The 16148-nt window shown below is 52.8% G+C and carries 17 protein-coding genes; 3 read left to right on the top strand and 14 right to left on the bottom strand.

Annotation, left to right across the window (positions count from 1 at the left end; genetic code table 11):
* Window positions 1–106 precede the first annotated feature (106 nt).
* The 5 genes from gap to B5F07_RS01025 form a co-directional block, all read right to left on the bottom strand.
* The gene (gene gap, locus B5F07_RS01045; RefSeq protein ID WP_087159419.1) at window positions 107–1126 is read right to left on the bottom strand and encodes a type I glyceraldehyde-3-phosphate dehydrogenase; all 1020 of its coding nucleotides are present in this window, start codon (window positions 1124–1126) and stop codon (window positions 107–109) included.
* Between the two features lie 203 nt (window positions 1127–1329).
* Window positions 1330–2400 (bottom strand): tRNA 2-thiouridine(34) synthase MnmA, encoded by a 1071-nt coding sequence (gene mnmA, locus B5F07_RS01040; protein ID WP_087159418.1) that lies wholly within the window; start codon window positions 2398–2400, stop codon window positions 1330–1332.
* On the bottom strand, window positions 2400–2840 hold the full coding sequence (gene nifU, locus B5F07_RS01035) for a Fe-S cluster assembly scaffold protein NifU (protein WP_087159417.1): 441 nt from the start codon (window positions 2838–2840) through the stop codon (window positions 2400–2402). The genes mnmA and nifU overlap by 1 nt, the downstream gene beginning before the upstream one ends.
* A 43-nt stretch (window positions 2841–2883) precedes the next feature.
* Window positions 2884–4074 carry a cysteine desulfurase NifS gene (gene nifS, locus B5F07_RS01030; protein WP_087159416.1) on the bottom strand — a complete coding sequence of 397 codons (1191 nt, stop codon included), beginning with the start codon at window positions 4072–4074 and terminating at the stop codon, window positions 2884–2886.
* Window positions 4075–4125: 51 nt separating this feature from the next.
* Window positions 4126–4587 (bottom strand): RrF2 family transcriptional regulator, encoded by a 462-nt coding sequence (locus B5F07_RS01025; protein ID WP_087159415.1) that lies wholly within the window; start codon window positions 4585–4587, stop codon window positions 4126–4128.
* A 140-nt stretch (window positions 4588–4727) separates the two neighbouring features.
* Between B5F07_RS01025 and B5F07_RS01020 the strand changes: the two genes are divergently transcribed.
* Window positions 4728–6065, top strand: coding sequence for a polysaccharide biosynthesis protein (locus B5F07_RS01020; protein WP_087159414.1), 1338 nt, complete (start codon window positions 4728–4730; stop codon window positions 6063–6065).
* A 24-nt stretch (window positions 6066–6089) separates the two neighbouring features.
* Here the strand turns inward: B5F07_RS01020 and B5F07_RS01015 are convergent, their stop codons facing one another.
* The 6 genes from B5F07_RS01015 to B5F07_RS00990 all read right to left on the bottom strand — a co-directional run bounded on the left by B5F07_RS01015 (window position 6090) and on the right by B5F07_RS00990 (window position 11507).
* On the bottom strand, window positions 6090–6629 hold the full coding sequence (locus B5F07_RS01015) for a hypothetical protein (RefSeq protein WP_087159413.1): 540 nt from the start codon (window positions 6627–6629) through the stop codon (window positions 6090–6092).
* 78 nt (window positions 6630–6707) lie between these two features.
* The gene (locus B5F07_RS01010) at window positions 6708–7253 is read right to left on the bottom strand and encodes an NUDIX hydrolase (protein ID WP_087159412.1); all 546 of its coding nucleotides are present in this window, start codon (window positions 7251–7253) and stop codon (window positions 6708–6710) included.
* 132 nt (window positions 7254–7385) lie between these two features.
* Window positions 7386–8945, bottom strand: a complete 1560-nt coding sequence (gene rny / locus B5F07_RS01005; RefSeq protein WP_087159411.1) for a ribonuclease Y — start codon at window positions 8943–8945, stop codon at window positions 7386–7388.
* 81 nt (window positions 8946–9026) lie between these two features.
* Window positions 9027–9641 carry a regulatory protein RecX gene (locus tag B5F07_RS01000; RefSeq protein WP_087159410.1) on the bottom strand — a complete coding sequence of 205 codons (615 nt, stop codon included), beginning with the start codon at window positions 9639–9641 and terminating at the stop codon, window positions 9027–9029.
* Window positions 9638–10711 carry a recombinase RecA gene (recA, locus tag B5F07_RS00995; protein WP_087159409.1) on the bottom strand — a complete coding sequence of 358 codons (1074 nt, stop codon included), beginning with the start codon at window positions 10709–10711 and terminating at the stop codon, window positions 9638–9640. Before recA ends, B5F07_RS01000 begins: the two co-directional genes overlap by 4 nt.
* Before the next feature lie 151 nt (window positions 10712–10862).
* Window positions 10863–11507, bottom strand: coding sequence for a histidine phosphatase family protein (locus tag B5F07_RS00990; protein WP_087159535.1), 645 nt, complete (start codon window positions 11505–11507; stop codon window positions 10863–10865).
* A 217-nt stretch (window positions 11508–11724) separates the two neighbouring features.
* On the opposite strand from B5F07_RS00990, the gene B5F07_RS00985 reads away from it, so the two are divergent.
* On the top strand, window positions 11725–12204 hold the full coding sequence (locus B5F07_RS00985; RefSeq protein WP_087159534.1) for an S-ribosylhomocysteine lyase: 480 nt from the start codon (window positions 11725–11727) through the stop codon (window positions 12202–12204).
* Between the two features lie 113 nt (window positions 12205–12317).
* Here the strand turns inward: B5F07_RS00985 and B5F07_RS00980 are convergent, their stop codons facing one another.
* From B5F07_RS00980 to B5F07_RS00970, 3 genes are read right to left on the bottom strand one after another with little or no spacing between them, the layout of a single operon-like run.
* Window positions 12318–12854: a DUF5662 family protein gene (locus B5F07_RS00980; protein ID WP_087159408.1), complete on the bottom strand. Its 537-nt coding sequence runs from the start codon at window positions 12852–12854 to the stop codon at window positions 12318–12320.
* Window positions 12814–14634 carry an alpha-amylase family glycosyl hydrolase gene (locus B5F07_RS00975; RefSeq protein WP_087159407.1) on the bottom strand — a complete coding sequence of 607 codons (1821 nt, stop codon included), beginning with the start codon at window positions 14632–14634 and terminating at the stop codon, window positions 12814–12816. Before B5F07_RS00975 ends, B5F07_RS00980 begins: the two co-directional genes overlap by 41 nt.
* 16 nt (window positions 14635–14650) lie before the next feature.
* Window positions 14651–15649 carry a substrate-binding domain-containing protein gene (locus tag B5F07_RS00970; protein ID WP_087159406.1) on the bottom strand — a complete coding sequence of 333 codons (999 nt, stop codon included), beginning with the start codon at window positions 15647–15649 and terminating at the stop codon, window positions 14651–14653.
* A gap of 174 nt (window positions 15650–15823) precedes the next feature.
* Here B5F07_RS00970 and B5F07_RS00965 point away from each other — a divergent pair, with 174 nt between their 5' ends.
* Window positions 15824–16147: a DUF1292 domain-containing protein gene (locus tag B5F07_RS00965; RefSeq protein ID WP_087159405.1), complete on the top strand. Its 324-nt coding sequence runs from the start codon at window positions 15824–15826 to the stop codon at window positions 16145–16147.
* The last annotated feature ends 1 nt before the right edge of the window (window position 16148 follow it).

Genomic DNA, 16148 nt, shown 5'->3' with positions numbered 1-16148 from the left:
ACCCTGCTTTTTCACGAAACAGGGTCCGGTCCTACAATAAGACCGGACCCCATTGTGAGTCAATAATTCAAAAAACTATGATACTCAAGCTGTTCCTTACGGACAATTAAGCCTCAAGAAGTTTTCCAAAGTATTTGATTGTTCTTACCATCTGGCTTGTGTAGGAGTTCTCGTTGTCATACCAGGAAACAACCTGAACCTCTGTTGTGCCGTCGCCAACCGGCAGACACATTGTCTGTGTAGCGTCGAACAGAGAGCCGTATGTCATACCAACGATATCGCTGGATACGATCTGATCCTCGTTGTATCCGTAGGACTCGTTAGCTGCTGCCTTCATAGCTGCGTTGATCTGATCAACTGTAACTTCTCCGTCAACAACTGCTGTCAGGATTGTTGTGGATCCTGTCGGAGTCGGAACACGCTGTGCAGAACCGATCAGTTTGCCGTTCAGTTCCGGAATAACAAGACCGATTGCCTTAGCAGCACCTGTGCTGTTCGGAACGATGTTAACTGCAGCTGCACGGGATCTTCTCAGATCGCCTTTTCTCTGCGGTCCGTCCAGTGTCATCTGATCGCCTGTGTAAGCGTGGATTGTGCACATGATACCGGATTTGATCGGTACAAGGTCGTTCAGAGCCTTAGCCATCGGAGCCAGGCAGTTTGTTGTACAGGATGCAGCAGAAATAATGTCGTCATCCTTTGTCAGTGTCTCGTGGTTTACATTGTAAACGATTGTCGGAAGATCATTTCCTGCCGGTGCGGAGATGATAACTTTCTTAGCACCTGCCTCGATGTGTGCGTGAGCTTTCTCTTTCTTTGTGTAGAAGCCTGTACACTCGAGAACTACGTCAACGCCGATCTCTCCCCACGGAAGGTTCTTAGCGTCAGCCTCAGCATAGATCTTGATCTCTTTTCCGTCAACAGTGATGGAATCCTCTCCTGCCTCAACCTTGTCAGCCAGTGCATATTTGCCCTGTGTTGAGTCATATTTCAGTAAGTGAGCAAGCATCTTCGGGGATGTCAGATCGTTGATTGCAACAATCTCAAATCCCTCTGCCCCAAACATCTGTCTGAAAGCAAGACGTCCGATACGTCCAAATCCATTAATCGCTACTTTTACTGCCATGATTAATTCCTCCTAAAAGTTTTAAAAATTTTGACTGTATACCAGTCATGGCAATGAACCCTTAACAGATCCATGATTGTTAAAGATTCATCAACTACGAAATAATTGTACTAAACAAGGGACAAAAATTCAAGTACCAAAATAGATTTTTGCCATGTTTTACTATGCCTTTTTCGCACAGAAGCGGTTTTTTCCCGCCTTCCCTATACGATCGTCCCGCCTCCCAGGACATATTCGCCGTCGTAAAGAACCAGCGCCTGTCCCGGCGTCACCGCTCTCTGGGGCTCGTCGAAGGTACAGACGATCTCATCCTTTCCGGTCCTCTCCGCCGTACACCAGGCTCCTCTGTGATTGTAGCGGATCTTGGCGAACACCCGCTTCGGCTCCGGCAGATCCGGCTCCGACATGAAATTCAGGCTGACTGCCCGGACAGTACGGGTCAGAGATTCCTCGTAGGTCCCAAGGACCACCTCGTTGGTCTCCGGGCGGATCTCCAGCACGTAGACCGGATGCCCCAGGGCAATCCCCAGCCCCTTTCTCTGTCCCACCGTATAGTGAATAATTCCTTTATGCCTGCCCAGAACCGTCCCGTCCGGCGCCACGAAGTTTCCTTCCTGTGCTCTTTTGCCGGTTTCTTCCTCAATAAAGGAGGCATAATCCCCGTCCGGCACAAAACAGATGTCCTGACTGTCCGGCTTCTGCGCTACCGTCAGACCGATCTCGTCCGCAATGGAGCGGATCTCATCCTTCGAATATGCTCCCACAGGCATCAGTGTCCGGGAAAGCTGCTCCTGGGTCAGATTGTAGAGTGCATAGGTCTGATCCTTTACCGGAACCGCCGAACGGCGGAGCGCATATCTGCCATTCGGGAGCTGTTCGATCCGGGCGTAGTGCCCGGTGGCAATATAGTCCGCGCCGATAGAGAGGCTTCTCGAAAGGAGAGCCTCCCATTTTACAAAACGGTTGCAGGCAATGCACGGATTTGGCGTCCGTCCGTTCTCATATTCTTTCACAAAATAGTCGATAACATACTTCCGGAACTCTTCTTTAAAGTTCATCACATAGTAGGGGATCTCCAGTGCAGCAGCCACTCTCCTGGCGTCATCCACCGCGCTTAGCCCGCAGCATCCCCCGTTTTCCTCCATATGCTCCGGCTCCTCATCCTGCCAGATCTGCATTGTGACGCCGATGACACGGTATCCTTCCTTTTTCAGAAGGTATGCCGCCACAGACGAGTCGACGCCCCCGGACATTCCCACCACAACTGTCTTCATCAGTATTCCTCTTCTTCCTCTTCATCTTCATGGATATCTGATTTCGGCTTCGTAAGGCCTTCGATCTTAATTCCGTTCTTCTCGGCATAGTCCCAGAGAGCCGCGTGGATGGCCTCCTCCGCGAGCAGGGAACAGTGCACCTTCACCGGCGGGAGTCCGTCCAGCGCTTCCATAACCGCCTTGTTTGTCACCTGCATGGCTTCCTGGATGTTCTTTCCTTTGACCAGCTCGGTTGCCATACTGCTTGTAGCAACCGCTGCGCCGCAGCCGAATGTCTTGAATTTCACATCGCGGATAATCTGGTTCTCATCGATATCGAGATAGATTCTCATGATATCCCCGCACTTTGCGTTGCCAACGGTTCCCACGCCGCTTGCGTTCTCAATCTCTCCTACATTTCTCGGGTGCTGAAAATGATCCATTACTTTTTCTGTATACATTATTTTTTCTCCTTCCGGTAATTTTCTCTCTTTTCTGGTCTGATTACTTATTCTTTTCCTGTTTCTTCACAAAATCCTCGTAAAGCGGCGACATGCTGCGAAGCTGTGCCACGATTTCTTTTAAGCAGTCCACGGTATAGTCCAGGTCTTCCTTCGTCGTGTCCGCCCCCAGCGTCATTCTCAGAGAACCGTGGGCAATCTCATGGGGCAGCCCGATCGCCAGAAGTACATGGGACGGATCCAGGGAACCGGACGTGCAGGCTGACCCGCTTGATGCACAGATTCCTTTCATATCAAGCATGATCAGCAGGGACTCTCCCTCGATAAACTGAAAACTGAAGTTGACGTTGTTGGGAAGCCTCTTCTCCCGGTCTCCGTTTAAACGGCAGTACGGGATCTCCGCCTCGATTCTGCCGATCAGGTAATCCCTGAGCCCAGACTCTTTCCCGGCCCTCTCTTCCATGGACGCAGCCGCAAGTTCCACCGCTTTCCCGAGGCCCACGATTCCCGGCACATTCTCCGTCCCGGCGCGGCGCTTTCTCTCCTGGGCGCCTCCATGGATAAAGGAGCGGATCTTCACGCCTTTGCGGATATAGAGGAAGCCGATTCCCTTGGGACCGTTCAGCTTGTGTCCGCTTGCGCTCAGCATATCGATGCAGCACTCGTCCACATTGATCGGGATCTGGGCGAAAGCCTGCACCGCGTCCGTATGGAAGAGAACTCCGTGGGCACGGGCGATTTTCCCGATCTCCTGTATGGGCTGTATGGAGCCGATCTCGTTGTTGGCAAACATGATGGAGATGAGGATCGTATCCGGACGGATGGCCGCCTCCACATCTTCCGGGCGCACCAGTCCGTTCTCATCCACATCCAGGTAAGTCACCTCATATCCCCGCTTTTCCAGATACTCACAGGTATGCAGAACCGCGTGGTGTTCAATTTTGCTGGTGATGATATGCTTTCCTTTCGACGCATATGCTTCCGCTGTGGCAATCAGCGCCCAGTTGTCGCTCTCTGTTCCCCCTGCGGTAAAGTAGATCTCATTGTTCTTCGCCCCGAGCACTCCTGCTATGATATCCCGCTGCTTTGTAATCACTTCTTTATTTGCCGCGGCAAATCCGTACACAGACGAAGGATTGCCGAAATGTTCCGTAAAATACGGCAGCATCGCCTCCACAACTTCGGGAGCTGTCTTTGTCGTCGCCGCATTGTCAAGGTATATCAGTTTTTCCATATTGTTCCCTCCAAATTTATATTGTCCACTGTATTTCCGGATATTCTTTTTTCAGTTCCTGCACCCCTGCGGTGCCAGGTCTTTCCTGTCGCAGCCCAGCTTTCTGCTCTCCTCCACAAGCTGGTCCAGTCGGATCTCATCCACAGTACGGTTGATACTCTCGTTGATTCGCTTCCAGACATATTTTGTCACACAGCTGTCTGCTATATCACAGCCGCCCTCCGGGTCAAGCCCTGCACAGTCCACCGGATCCAGGCTGCCCTCCAGGGCGCGGAGCACATCTCCCACGGAAATCTGTTCGGGCTCTTTTGCAAGCACATATCCTCCTCCTGCTCCACGGATACTCTTTACCAGTCCCGCTTTTTTCAGAAGAGACATCAGCTGTTCCAGATACCGCTCGGAAATCTCCTGCCTCTCGGAAATACTCGTAATCGAGACAGGTCCGCCGGCACTGTACCGGGCAAGGTCAATCAGCGCACGCAAACCATATCTCCCTTTCGTAGAAAGTTTCATTTTCCATCCTCCCGGATTGTATTCCCTAGTATTTTACTAGGATTTCCTTTTGTAGAATATCACCCGTTTACCGTTCTGTCAAGGCAAAATCCGGAATATGTTATAAAAACCGGAAATTATTTCGGAGGCACCTGAAAATTATGACATTGAAACAGACGATGATCCGGGGCACGCTGGTTCTCACCGGAGCCGGGCTTGCCAGCCGTTTTATGGGGTTCTTTTTCCGTATTTTTCTAAGCCACGCATTCGGCGAGGAAAACGTAGGGCTCTACCAGCTTGTCTTTCCCGTCTATGCCCTGTGCGTCTCTGTGGGCATCGCCGGGATTGAGACAGCCCTTTCCCGCACCGTGGCGGAAAAGATCTCCCTGGGCAGGAAAACAGAGGCAGTATCTGCCCTTTACGCAGCGCTGATCCTCACCGTCTCTCTCTCCTTTCTGGCAGTACTTATCGTTCAGCAGAATACGGTATTTATTGCCGAGACCTTTCTCGGTGATGCCCGATGCGCCCCGCTCCTTGTAATCATCACCTACGCGCTCCCCTGTGCCGCCGTCCACAGCTGTATCTGCGGTTACAGCTTCGGAATGCAGAGGACACGGATCCCCGCTCTCTCCCAGCTTGCAGAACAGACCGGACGGATCCTCACGGTGCTTCTTCTTTTTTTCCTGCTCCGGGAAAACGGACGGATCCCTTCCATCCAGCTCGCCGCAGCGGGCATCGTAGCAGGGGAGCTGATCTCAGCCTTCGTCTCCTCCCGCCTGCTCTTCCGTGACTTCCGGCCTTCCCCACGGCCCGGTCCCATCCGGCTCTGCCGCAGTGCGGCGGGACTCATCCGGCTCTCTGCACCGCTCACAGCCAACCGCACAGCAGTGACGCTGCTGCAGAGCGTGGAGGCCGCATCCATTCCCGCCTGCCTGAAACTTTACGGGATGAGCACGTCCGAATCACTCAGTACATACGGTGTTCTCACCGGGATGGCACTGCCCTGCATCCTTTTCCCCTCCGCCATTACCAGTTCCGTGAGCACCATGCTCCTGCCTGCCGTCACCACAGCGCAGGCCTCCGGGAAAAAGAAAGATCTGGCTCTGCTTATATCCCGCGCCGCGGGGAGCTGCTTCATTCTCGGACTTTCCTGCTGCCTCTTCTTCCTTCTGACCGGAAACCTGATCGGCAGTCTCCTGTTTCACAGCAGTACGGCAGGGAAATTCATCCTTACGCTGGCATGGATCTGCCCCTTCCTGTACACGAACGCAGCCCTCGGCAGCACGATCAACGGTCTCGGGAAAACAGGATTCACTTTTCTGATCAGCACTTCCGGGCTCCTGGTCCGCATTGCCAGTGTCTTTCTGGCAATTCCCCGGTTTGGGATCCAGGGATACCTGTGGGGTCTTCTGGCAAGCCAGATGCTCGTATCTTTGCTTTCGCTCATAACCCTTTTTACAGCCGGAAGAAGCAGAAAACCCAGAAAGACCGCCTCTTAAACAGGGGCAGTCTTCCCGGGTTTTTCACATTACCGCGAGAAACGCACGGACCAGAACCGGATTTACATACATTTCCAGAATCATTCCCAGAGCGAGCATCAGAACAACGAACACGGTCTTCTGCCGGTTCCACCGGGTCTGGGGATAACTGCAGCAGTACCAGAGCAGTACAAGAAAAGCCGGTATGTAAAAAATAAACTGGGGAAAAATCCCCACAATACAAAGCATGCTTCCCTTGATTCCCAGACTGAGCACTGCCGTGGAAATCAGGATTCCGCCGGACATGCCAGTCCACATCAGAAAGAGGACCGCGCTGATCTTCCTTGCCTTTGTGCAGGAAAGACCAAAGAGAGCCAGGAACGGAAGAAGGCGCAGACGTATGAGATACCAGATATATTCTCCTCCGTCGATCCGCGTATTCTGAAACTGCTGAAGAAAATAATCACTGAAAATTCCCGGCTCAGCCACATATTTTTTCGCCACAAAATTCACATATATGATTCCAATTAAAAACCCCGGCATAAAAAAAGCCAGGAGCTGTTTTCTTGAACGAAATATCTTCACACCACTTCCTCCATGTCAGCAGTATCGCAGGGACGTCTTCCTCCCAGGGATATTTCATTATATGCCGGGGTATCTTATTTATTCTTTATTCCTGTATTTCACATCATACGCAAGGAGGGAGGAAACCGTCTTGGCATCCTCAATCTCTCCGGAATAGATCTTTTCCTTCAGTTCATCAATCGTATACGCTTTCAGTTCAACAAATTCATCCTCATCCAGGTGCTGCTTCGAGGGGATCAGATTCTTCGCGACATAGACTTCAATCCGCTCGTTGCAGAAAGCCACCGTCGTTCTCAGAGTGATAAGCCATTCCAGATTCTCACTCCTGTATCCTGTCTCCTCTTCCAGTTCCCTGGCTGCGCAATCTCTGCCCGGCTCATCCTCTGCATCGAGAGCGCCTGCCGGGATCTCCAGCGTGTACCGGTCGAGGGCGTTGCGGAACTGCCGCACCATAAGGATTCTGCCGTCGTCAAGAACCGGGACGACCGCCGCCGCTCCTTTATGTTTGATAAAATCCCAGATTACCGTGTGATCCCCGTTGATCTCCATGGTATCCTGGTAAAAATCAATGATCGATCCTTTAAATTTCAGTTCTCTTTTCAGACGTTTGATCTGCTCGCTCATGTCTCTCTCCTCCTGATTATACACTGTTTCTGTACAATTTGCTTTTCATACTGCTCCCGGTACTGCAAACCGGTATAGCAAAGGCCCTCGTCTCTCGACAAGGGCCATATCTTTCCTTTTCTGCGACTGATGCTATTTTGCGTAATCTGTTGCCCGTGACTCACGGATTACATTTACCTTGATCTGCCCCGGATATTCCAGCTCATACTCAATCTGCTTGGCAATATTCCTGGCCAGTAGCACCATATCATCATCAGATACCTGCTCTGGAACTACCATAACACGAATCTCTCTTCCCGCCTGGATGGCAAAAGATTTTTCCACACCTTTAAACTGGTTGGTAATGTCTTCTAACTGTTTCAATCTGTTTGTATATGTTTCGATGGTCTCTCTTCTCGCTCCCGGTCTGGCAGCGGAAATCGTATCTGCCGCCTGGACCACACAAGCGATCAGCGACTGCGGTTCCACATCGCCGTGATGCGCTTCCACAGCATTAATAACGATCGGGGACTCCTTGTACTTTCTGCAGAGATCCACCCCGATCTGGATATGTGATCCCTCCACGTCATGGTCGATGGATTTTCCGATATCGTGCAGCAGTCCCGCACGTTTCGCGACTCTGACGTCGAGCCCGATCTCACCGGCCAGGAGACCGGCAAGCTGTGCAACTTCTATCGAATGTTTCAGCGCATTCTGGCCGTAGCTCGTTCTGAACTTCATGCGGCCAAGAAGCTTGATCAGCTCCGGATGGATACCCGGCACACCCACTTCAAGTGCAGCTGCCTCTCCTTCCTCGCGGATCATGGCGTCAACTTCCTTCTGCGCTTTCTCTACCATTTCCTCAATTCTCGCCGGATGAATTCTTCCATCCACGATCAGACGTTCCAGCGCAATCCTTGCAACCTCGCGCCGGATCGGGTCAAAGCCGGAGAGCACCACCGCTTCCGGTGTATCGTCGATAATCAGCTCGACGCCCGTCAGCGTCTCGAGGGTACGGATATTTCTTCCTTCCCGCCCGATAATCCGACCTTTCATCTCATCGCTTGGGAGCTGAACAACAGAGATCGTCGTCTCTGCCACATGGTCAGCAGCACATCTCTGAATGGCGTTGACAACATACTCTTTCGCTTTCTTGTCTGCCTCTTCCTTGGCCTGTGCCTCCAGCTCCCTGACCATCTTCGCGGTGTCATGCTTGACATCTTCTTCAACAGTTTTCAACAGATATTCTTTTGCCTGTTCGGAGGTTAATCCTGAGATTCGTTCCAGTTCCTGTACACGTTTCTGATTCAGCTCTTCCACCTTGTTCTCACGCTGGCGCAGCTGCTCTTCCTTCGACGAGATCTTTGTCTCCCGATGTTCGAGCGCATCTGACCGTTTGTCAACAGCTTCTTCCTTTGCGAGCACTCTCTTCTCGTAGCGCTGCAGTTCTGCTCTTCTCTCCTTGGTCTCTTTTTCGAGATCATTCTTCGTCCGGATGGACTCTTCCTTGACCTCAAGAAGAGCTTCTTTCTTCGTCGTCTCAGCTGTCTTCACGGCGTCGTCAATGATCTCTCTCGCTCTGGTCTCGGCATTTCCAATCTTGTTCTCGGCATTTTTCTTCAGACTGGAAACCGTTACCTGGTGAGTGATCACGCCGGCTATCAACGCGAGGGCCACGGCAATTACTATACATAAGCCTAAACTTACTTGCACAGGAGCACCTCCTTATTCAATTTTCATTGTACATATTACTTAAATACAACAGTTAAATTTTATACTGTTTTCACAACAATGTCAAGCTTCATCACTACAATTTTGTATCACTTGACGGACTGTGTCGTAACGAAAGCCTTTTCGTGCCAGATAACCGCAGATTCTGCGAATCTGTGTCTCGTCTGAGGTTCCCGGATCGAAGCCTTTTTTCTTCAGGATTCTTCTCACGGTCTCCTCCTCCCCGCCCTCCTCGCTGCACGCTTCCAGGGCGAGCTGCGCCTTTTCGGCAGACACTCCCTTCTGCATCAGCAGGGCAAGGATCTCCTTTCTGCTCTTCGTCCCGATCCTGCTCCTGACGAAATTTTCAGCAAAACGGTCATCGTCAAGATATCCGAAGGAGCGGACGTACTCCACTGCCGCATCCACCGCATCCGGCGGGTAAAGCCCCTGGCGCAGTTTTTCCCGGAGAGCGGACTCCGTGCGGTCCATGTCGCTTAACAGATGCATGGCGCGCAGCTTCGCCCGCTTGAATATCACTTCATTTCTGATTTTCCGGACCGTCTCCTCCGGGACGTCCGCTCCCTCCCGTATGCCGAAGCGTTTCATCTCTCCCTGGTACAGGACAAAAGCGAATTCCCCGTCCAGGAAAATTCTGGACTTTGTCTTCGTCACGTTCTCCGTCCGTGTCACTCTCATTCTGCCTTCTCCGGCTTAAGCTTCAGGTCCGCACCGGGTTCCTGTGCTGCGCCGCTCTCTTCCTCCGTCTCTCCAAGATGGTAATGAGCGCGCACTTTTCTGTCCAGTTCCTCCATCAGTTCCGGATGGGTGGTCAGATATGCCTTGGCGTTCTCCCTTCCCTGTCCGATCTTCTCACCTTCATAGGCATACCATGCGCCGCTCTTCTTCACGATGTCGATTCCCGCAGCAAGGTCCAGGATATCTCCCTCCCGGGAAATTCCCTTGCCGAACATGATGTCAAACTCCGCCTCTCTGAACGGAGGGGCGATCTTATTCTTTACAATCTTGATCCTGGTGCGGTTTCCGACGATCTCGCCGCCCTGCTTGAGCGTCTCGATCTTCCTGACATCCATGCGCACGGAAGCGTAAAACTTCAGCGCCCGGCCTCCGGTCGTCGTCTCCGGATTTCCGAACATCACGCCCACCTTCTCACGGAGCTGGTTGATGAAAATGACAACACAGTGGGACTTGCTGATCACAGGCGTAAGCTTTCTCAGCGCCTGGGACATCAGTCTCGCCTGAAGGCCCACATGGCTGTCCCCCATGTCCCCTTCGATCTCCTGTCTCGGAACCAGCGCCGCCACAGAGTCGATAACAATAATATCGATCGCGCCGGAACGCACCATCGTCTCCGCGATCTCCAGCGCCTGGTCTCCGCTGTCCGGCTGGGAGATATACAGCTCGTCAATATCGACGCCGATGTTCTTCGCATACACCGGATCCAGCGCATGCTCCGCATCGATAAATCCGGCAATGCCGCCTCTCTTCTGTACTTCTGCAATCATGTGAAGGGCCACCGTCGTCTTACCGCTGGACTCCGGTCCGTACACCTCGATCACACGTCCCTTGGGGACTCCGCCAAGTCCCAGGGCAAGGTCCAGGCTCAGACATCCCGTAGGCACTGTCTCAACCGCCACATGTGCTCCGGATTCCCCCAGACGCATCACGGTTCCCTTTCCAAAATCTTTTTCAAGCTTCGCTATCGCCGCATCGAGAGCTTTCTTCTTCTCTTCGTTATTGTTCGCCATAATTTCATTCTCCTTCTAATACATCGAACATACGTTCGTGTCTGTTACTATAGTATTACACCTGCCGGAAATTGTCAACAAAAATCTTACCCCTTTTGTCAATACCTGCCCTCATTCTATCATACGCTATGCGATTCTTCAAGAACTTTTTTCAGACCGTCTTCCAGTGATGTACTTTTTCCCGGTAAAAGATCACGCCTTCCCGCTTCACGGTCATGTTCCCGTCTTTTACTTCCACCATTGTCACCGAACAGTTCGGCGGCACCTCGTCCTTCCAGAAATGTGCCACGGAGAGATTCCCCCGGATCCGGTTCAGAAGCGCTGTCATGGCGGCGCCGTGGGTGGAGATCAGAATATTCTTTTCTGCCAGATCCCGGCGGCTGCAGATCTCCCGCAGGAAGTCTCCCGTCCTTTCATAGAGCTCCTCTACTGACTCGGCCCCCTCCGGCGGCACATAGGCTGCCGTATCTCCGAAGAACCGGTTAAACGCTTCACTTTCCGGATCTTTCTGCTCCCCGCCGCAGTACATCCCCTCATACCGCCCGAAGCAGATCTCCTGGATTCTCTCGTCGGCGGTCAGTTCCACGCCTCTTCCTTCCAGAATGATCTCCGCTGTCTCCCGGGCCCGCAGAAGGGGACTTGTAAATCCCAGGTCAATGGGAATCTCCCTCATTCCCTCAGCCGTCTCCCGGGCAAGCCTGCGCCCGTAGTCATTGAGCGGAATATCCGTGCGTCCCTGTACCCGGTGTTCCCGGTTCCAGTCCGTCTCTCCGTGGCGGATAACATATAGCATCATATTCTTCTCCTCCTGTATATCTGTTATGTATCTGCATATTTCTTCTGCCGCCGTCCGTCTTTCCGGCTGCCGGCAGATCGTTTCATACCCGATCTCCAGTATAAGCGCTTCCCTTTTTCCCGTCAATATCCTTCCGGCGCTTGCCAATCCGCCCCGGAAGCGTCTATAATAGATGCGGACATACTACAGACCAGGAAAGGAATTGATAACAATGGAAATGGAAAAAATCACAAGTTTTACAGTAGACCATATCCGTCTCGTCCCGGGCGTGTACGTATCCCGCAGAGACATGGCGGGCGATACCGTAATCACCACCTTTGACATCCGTATGACAAGCCCCAACGATGAGCCGGTCATGAACACCGCAGAGGTGCACACCATCGAACATCTGGGCGCCACATTTCTGAGAAATCACGGGGAATGGAAAGACAGGATCCTCTATTTCGGTCCCATGGGATGCCGGACCGGATTTTATCTTCTTCTCATCGGAGAATACGAATCTGCGGACATTGTACCTCTTCTCCGGGAAATGTTCGCCTTCATCGCTTCCTATGAGGGCGAGGTTCCCGGAGCCCGCGCGAAAGACTGCGGAAACTATCTGGACATGAATCTGCCCATGGCAAAATATCTCGCCCGCAAATATCTGGACGAAGTGCTGACGGATATCCCGGATTTCCGGCTGAACTATCCGGACTGAACCACTCTTGCACCCATAAACGCAAAAGTATACCGCTGCGCCATCCTGCTTTCGGATACCGCAGCGGTATATCTATATCTGTATTCTGACCACACGGTTCTCCGGACCGCCTGTCACTTTCTCTTTTTCAGAATCTCCTTCCGGATATACCGGTATGTCTTTTCTTCCCCTTCTTCCGCCAGCATGTACAGAAGCTTTTCCAGAAGCTCCCTCGTCTCGGGATGCATCAGCTCCCCTGCCCGGCCGTTCCTGTAGTAATCCAGCGGATCCGTATTCCTGTAAGCGTCCCCTTTGTATACACGGCTTGCAGCAATCCGGTCCAGAAACATCTCCACCACATAGCGCACCGGCATCTTCATTCCGGCCATCTTCCCGCTTCCGTCCAGGCTGTAGTCCAGCCAGTATTCGTAGTGATGCTTGTTCCTTCCCTTATGGTGGAGCCATGCGCAAGAATACCCCCGGTCTTCCCGCTCCGCATTGTTGGGGCTTCGGTTTCCCTGGTAATACCGGCATCCCACACGGAATTCCGTCCAGCTGTATTTGGACAGGTCGTGGAGCAGCCCCTGCTTATACAGCCCTACCCGGAAACACTCCTTCATCACCAGGAATTTATGCTTCGTGATCGTTCGAAAATGCTGTACTGCCTTCATTTTCACTCCTGCCTTCTGCCTTCTTTTCTGTCTCCGGAGCCGCTGTCTTCCGGGTGTTTCTTCTCTTTTCCTGTTTTACCTCTTTTCCGACCAGAAGCACGACGCTTCTCTCCGGAAGTTCCATGCTCTTCTGATCCTCCAGAAGCTTCGGTTCCCCGGCAAATCCGTCCGCCGTGCAGGCCGCCAGGAACCACCGTTTTTCTTTTCCCGGGGAGGGAAGCGCATAGCTGTGGGGCAGCCAGTGCATATTGTAGGCCGCAAAGCACTCCTCGTCGCCTTCGCCCGAACGTGAGTAAAGCACACCGAGCTGTCTGCTGGACACCTCCGCGCGCACCTGCCAGGCGCTCTCCCCGTGATAGGAGACGTCAGGCATCCCGCATGCCGTGCGGTCCAGCCCCTTAAGCTCCTCGTCCCGGTGGAGACACGGATGCGCCTTGCGGAAAGCGATCAGACTCTTCACAAACCGGAACAGGGAGTCATCCGTCTTAAGCCGGCTCCAGTTCACCCAGCCGGTTTCATTGTCCTGGCAGTATACATTGTTGTTTCCGTTCTGGCTGTTGTAAAACTCATCCCCTGCCAGGATGCACGGCGTTCCCTGGGCTGTAAGAAGCAGAAAGAACGCATTCTTCACCTGATTCCTGCGCAGCGTCATCACCGCCTTTTTCCTGCTCGGTCCCTCCACGCCGCAGTTCCAGCTGAAATTATAGTCCGGTCCGTCCAGGTTGCCCTCCCCGTTCGCCTCGTTGTGCTTTCCGTCGTAGGAGACGAGATCCCACAGGGTAAACCCGGTCTGGGCGGTAATATAGCTGCATTTTCCGTCGGAGGCGGAATTGTGTTTCAGCGCCCAGATCACATCGTTCACCATATTCTCATCGCCTTTGAGGTAACGGCGCATGACATTCTGAAAGCCGTCGTCTTTTCTCATCAGCTTTGTTCCTCTGAGAAGGGGATCCTGGCTGAGAAGTTCCCAGGGCACACAGTAGGGATTCACCACAAAACCGTCCACATGGTACTCCAACATATAAAAGCGCAGACATTCCAGAGCCGTCTGTGCCGGGATCCCCTCCATAAAGGGCATCTCCAGGACCACCTCGATACCCTCCCGGTGGCATGCCTTCACCATATCCTTCAGCTCACGGACCGCACTTTTTCCTGCGGCATATGCCTCTTTCGGGGCAAAATAATATCCCCTTCCGTAGCCCCAGTAATTGATCTTTCCTTTTTCGCACTCCTCAAATTCGTACACCGGCATGCACTGGATCTGGTTAATTCCAAGATCCTTCAGGTAAGGGATCTTCTCGATCACCCCCAGGTAAGTTCCCTTGTGCGCCGCCTTCGAGGAACTGTGCTTTGTGAATCCGCGGACATGCAGACTGTACGCAACCACCTGGCTCCAGGGAAGTTTCAAAGGCCGGTCATCCTCCCAGTCGTACTCCGCCGACACCATCCGCCCCCGGATCTGGTGCTGCTGGACATCTCTTGGCACTCCGAACTTTTCCCTGCCTGCCAGTTCCTTTACATAGGGATCTACATACACTCTTCCGCCCACACGGAAATTATATTCATACTCTGCGGCGTCGATCTCCTCCAGTGCCAGAAATCTCACCTCGCCGATTCCTTCCTCCTCCGGCATGTCAAAACAGAACCGGGGCGTCTCCTCCCCTCTTCTGTACACAAGAAGCTCGCAGGTCTTTCCCGCCGGAACCTGCACGGCGAAATTCACTCTGTCTCTCTCAACTACAGCCCCGAAAGGCTGCGGGCGTCCTATTGTTTTTTTCATAATCTGCGTTCCTTTCCTACTGCCAGCCGTCCGTTCCATACATCTCTACATTTTCCCGATTGATAAAGAACGTCTCCACATAAGTCTCTTCCTCGTAGTCTCCGCCGTCCAGCACTGCCGCCGCGGTTTTCACTGCAGTCTTTCCCATATTGATAGGGGACTGTGCGCCCACCCCCTCCATGGGGCTTCCGGGATCGGCAAGGGCGCTCTTTGTAACAGGCGATCCGTCCACGCTGTAGACAAGAATATCATCCGAATCCAGCTCCTCCAGAACTTCCAGAACCTGTTCCGCCATCTGGTCACTGGCGCACATCACAGCGTCCGGTTCCGGTTCTGCGCTTACCATCTGCGTGAGGCTGCCCGTGATATTCTGCCCGCCGCCCGCTTCGATCCGGCCGGCCACCTCGAATCCGCCGTCCGCTATGGCTTCTTCAAACCCGGTGATTCTCTCATTATAAGAACTGATATCCGGATTTTCCACAATCACAATTCTTCCGCCTTCCGGCCTCTGCGCGGTCAGATCCTCGCCGCACACATGTCCCGCATTATAATTATCCGAGCCGACAAAAGCGGTGATCAGGCCGGTATCCGACACCTCCCGGTCCACATTGACCACCGGGACATCCGCCTCCTTCAGCGCTTCCAGTGCCGGGGTGATCCCCGTTTCGTCCACCGGACACAAAAAAAGCGCGGAGATGCCCTCCTCAATCATCTGGCTGATCTGTGAGATCTGTGTTTCCGTACTGCCGTCCGGGTCTTTCACAACGAGCCGTCCCCCCTGCTCTTCCAGCGCCGTGCGGACTGACTGTTCCAGTGTCTCATAGAAGGGGTTTGAGAGATCGGCACAGCTGAATCCGAAAACTTTCCCGCTCAGCGTCTTCTCGTTTTCCCCGCCTTCCTCCGGTTGTTCCACCACCGCATTGTCCTCCGGCGTACCTACATTCTGCTTGCATCCGGCCGCGCCAAAGGCTGTCAGTACAGCCAGCAGCACGGCAGCCGTCATCCTCTTTTTCATCCATCTACCTCATTTTTCAAGATTATAAGAAGCCTTCATCTACATTCTACCCGGTTTCGGAGGAATGTCAATAGAAACACCTGCTTGCAATTCTCTGTTCTTTTTGCTAACATCAGTATAAAACTATTATATGCCGCAGCTTCTGCGGCAGAATTTTTCAAGGAGAAAATACTTATGAATGAAAATGAATCTCTCACCGTAACACTGACTCTTGATGATGACAGAGAACTGGAATGTTCCGTTCTCACCATATTCGAGGCAGGCGGGCGTCAGTATATCGCACTCCTCCCCATGGGAGAAGACGGCGATGAGGGCGACGGCCAGATCTATCTCTACCGCCTGATCGACAATGGGGAAGATGAGGAGCCCGGACTGGAGAACATTCTGGAAGACGAGGAGTTCGAACTGGCTTCCGAGGCTTTCAATGAATGGATGGAGAGCCAGGATTTCGGGGATATCGATCTGGACGACCTGGACGATCTGAACCGCCTTGACTGAC

The organism is Lachnoclostridium sp. An169, from assembly GCF_002160525.1.
In the GTDB taxonomy this organism is placed as follows: Bacteria; Bacillota; Clostridia; order Lachnospirales; family Lachnospiraceae; genus Mediterraneibacter; species Mediterraneibacter cottocaccae.
Note: the sequence above shows the minus strand (reverse complement) of the source record. Positions and strands in the feature narration are given on the sequence as shown.

Bases quoted from the DNA above. Each gene is read 5' to 3' on its own strand.
- B5F07_RS00985 (WP_087159534.1), top strand. From the start codon at position 11,725: ATGGAAAAAATCACAAGTTTTACAGTAGACCATATCCGTCTCGTCCCG.
- B5F07_RS00970 (WP_087159406.1), bottom strand. From the start codon at position 15,649: ATGAAAAAGAGGATGACGGCTGCCGTGCTGCTGGCTGTACTGACAGCC.
- B5F07_RS01000 (WP_087159410.1), bottom strand. From the start codon at position 9,641: ATGAGAGTGACACGGACGGAGAACGTGACGAAGACAAAGTCCAGAATT.
- B5F07_RS01025 (WP_087159415.1), bottom strand. From the start codon at position 4,587: ATGAAACTTTCTACGAAAGGGAGATATGGTTTGCGTGCGCTGATTGAC.
- B5F07_RS00975 (WP_087159407.1), bottom strand. From the start codon at position 14,634: ATGAAAAAAACAATAGGACGCCCGCAGCCTTTCGGGGCTGTAGTTGAG.
- B5F07_RS00990 (WP_087159535.1), bottom strand. From the start codon at position 11,507: ATGATGCTATATGTTATCCGCCACGGAGAGACGGACTGGAACCGGGAA.
- B5F07_RS01020 (WP_087159414.1), top strand. From the start codon at position 4,728: ATGACATTGAAACAGACGATGATCCGGGGCACGCTGGTTCTCACCGGA.
- B5F07_RS01010 (WP_087159412.1), bottom strand. From the start codon at position 7,253: ATGAGCGAGCAGATCAAACGTCTGAAAAGAGAACTGAAATTTAAAGGA.
- nifS (WP_087159416.1), bottom strand. From the start codon at position 4,074: ATGGAAAAACTGATATACCTTGACAATGCGGCGACGACAAAGACAGCT.
- mnmA (WP_087159418.1), bottom strand. From the start codon at position 2,400: ATGAAGACAGTTGTGGTGGGAATGTCCGGGGGCGTCGACTCGTCTGTG.
- gap (WP_087159419.1), bottom strand. From the start codon at position 1,126: ATGGCAGTAAAAGTAGCGATTAATGGATTTGGACGTATCGGACGTCTT.
- recA (WP_087159409.1), bottom strand. From the start codon at position 10,711: ATGGCGAACAATAACGAAGAGAAGAAGAAAGCTCTCGATGCGGCGATA.
- nifU (WP_087159417.1), bottom strand. From the start codon at position 2,840: ATGTATACAGAAAAAGTAATGGATCATTTTCAGCACCCGAGAAATGTA.
- B5F07_RS00965 (WP_087159405.1), top strand. From the start codon at position 15,824: ATGAATGAAAATGAATCTCTCACCGTAACACTGACTCTTGATGATGAC.
- B5F07_RS00980 (WP_087159408.1), bottom strand. From the start codon at position 12,854: ATGAAGGCAGTACAGCATTTTCGAACGATCACGAAGCATAAATTCCTG.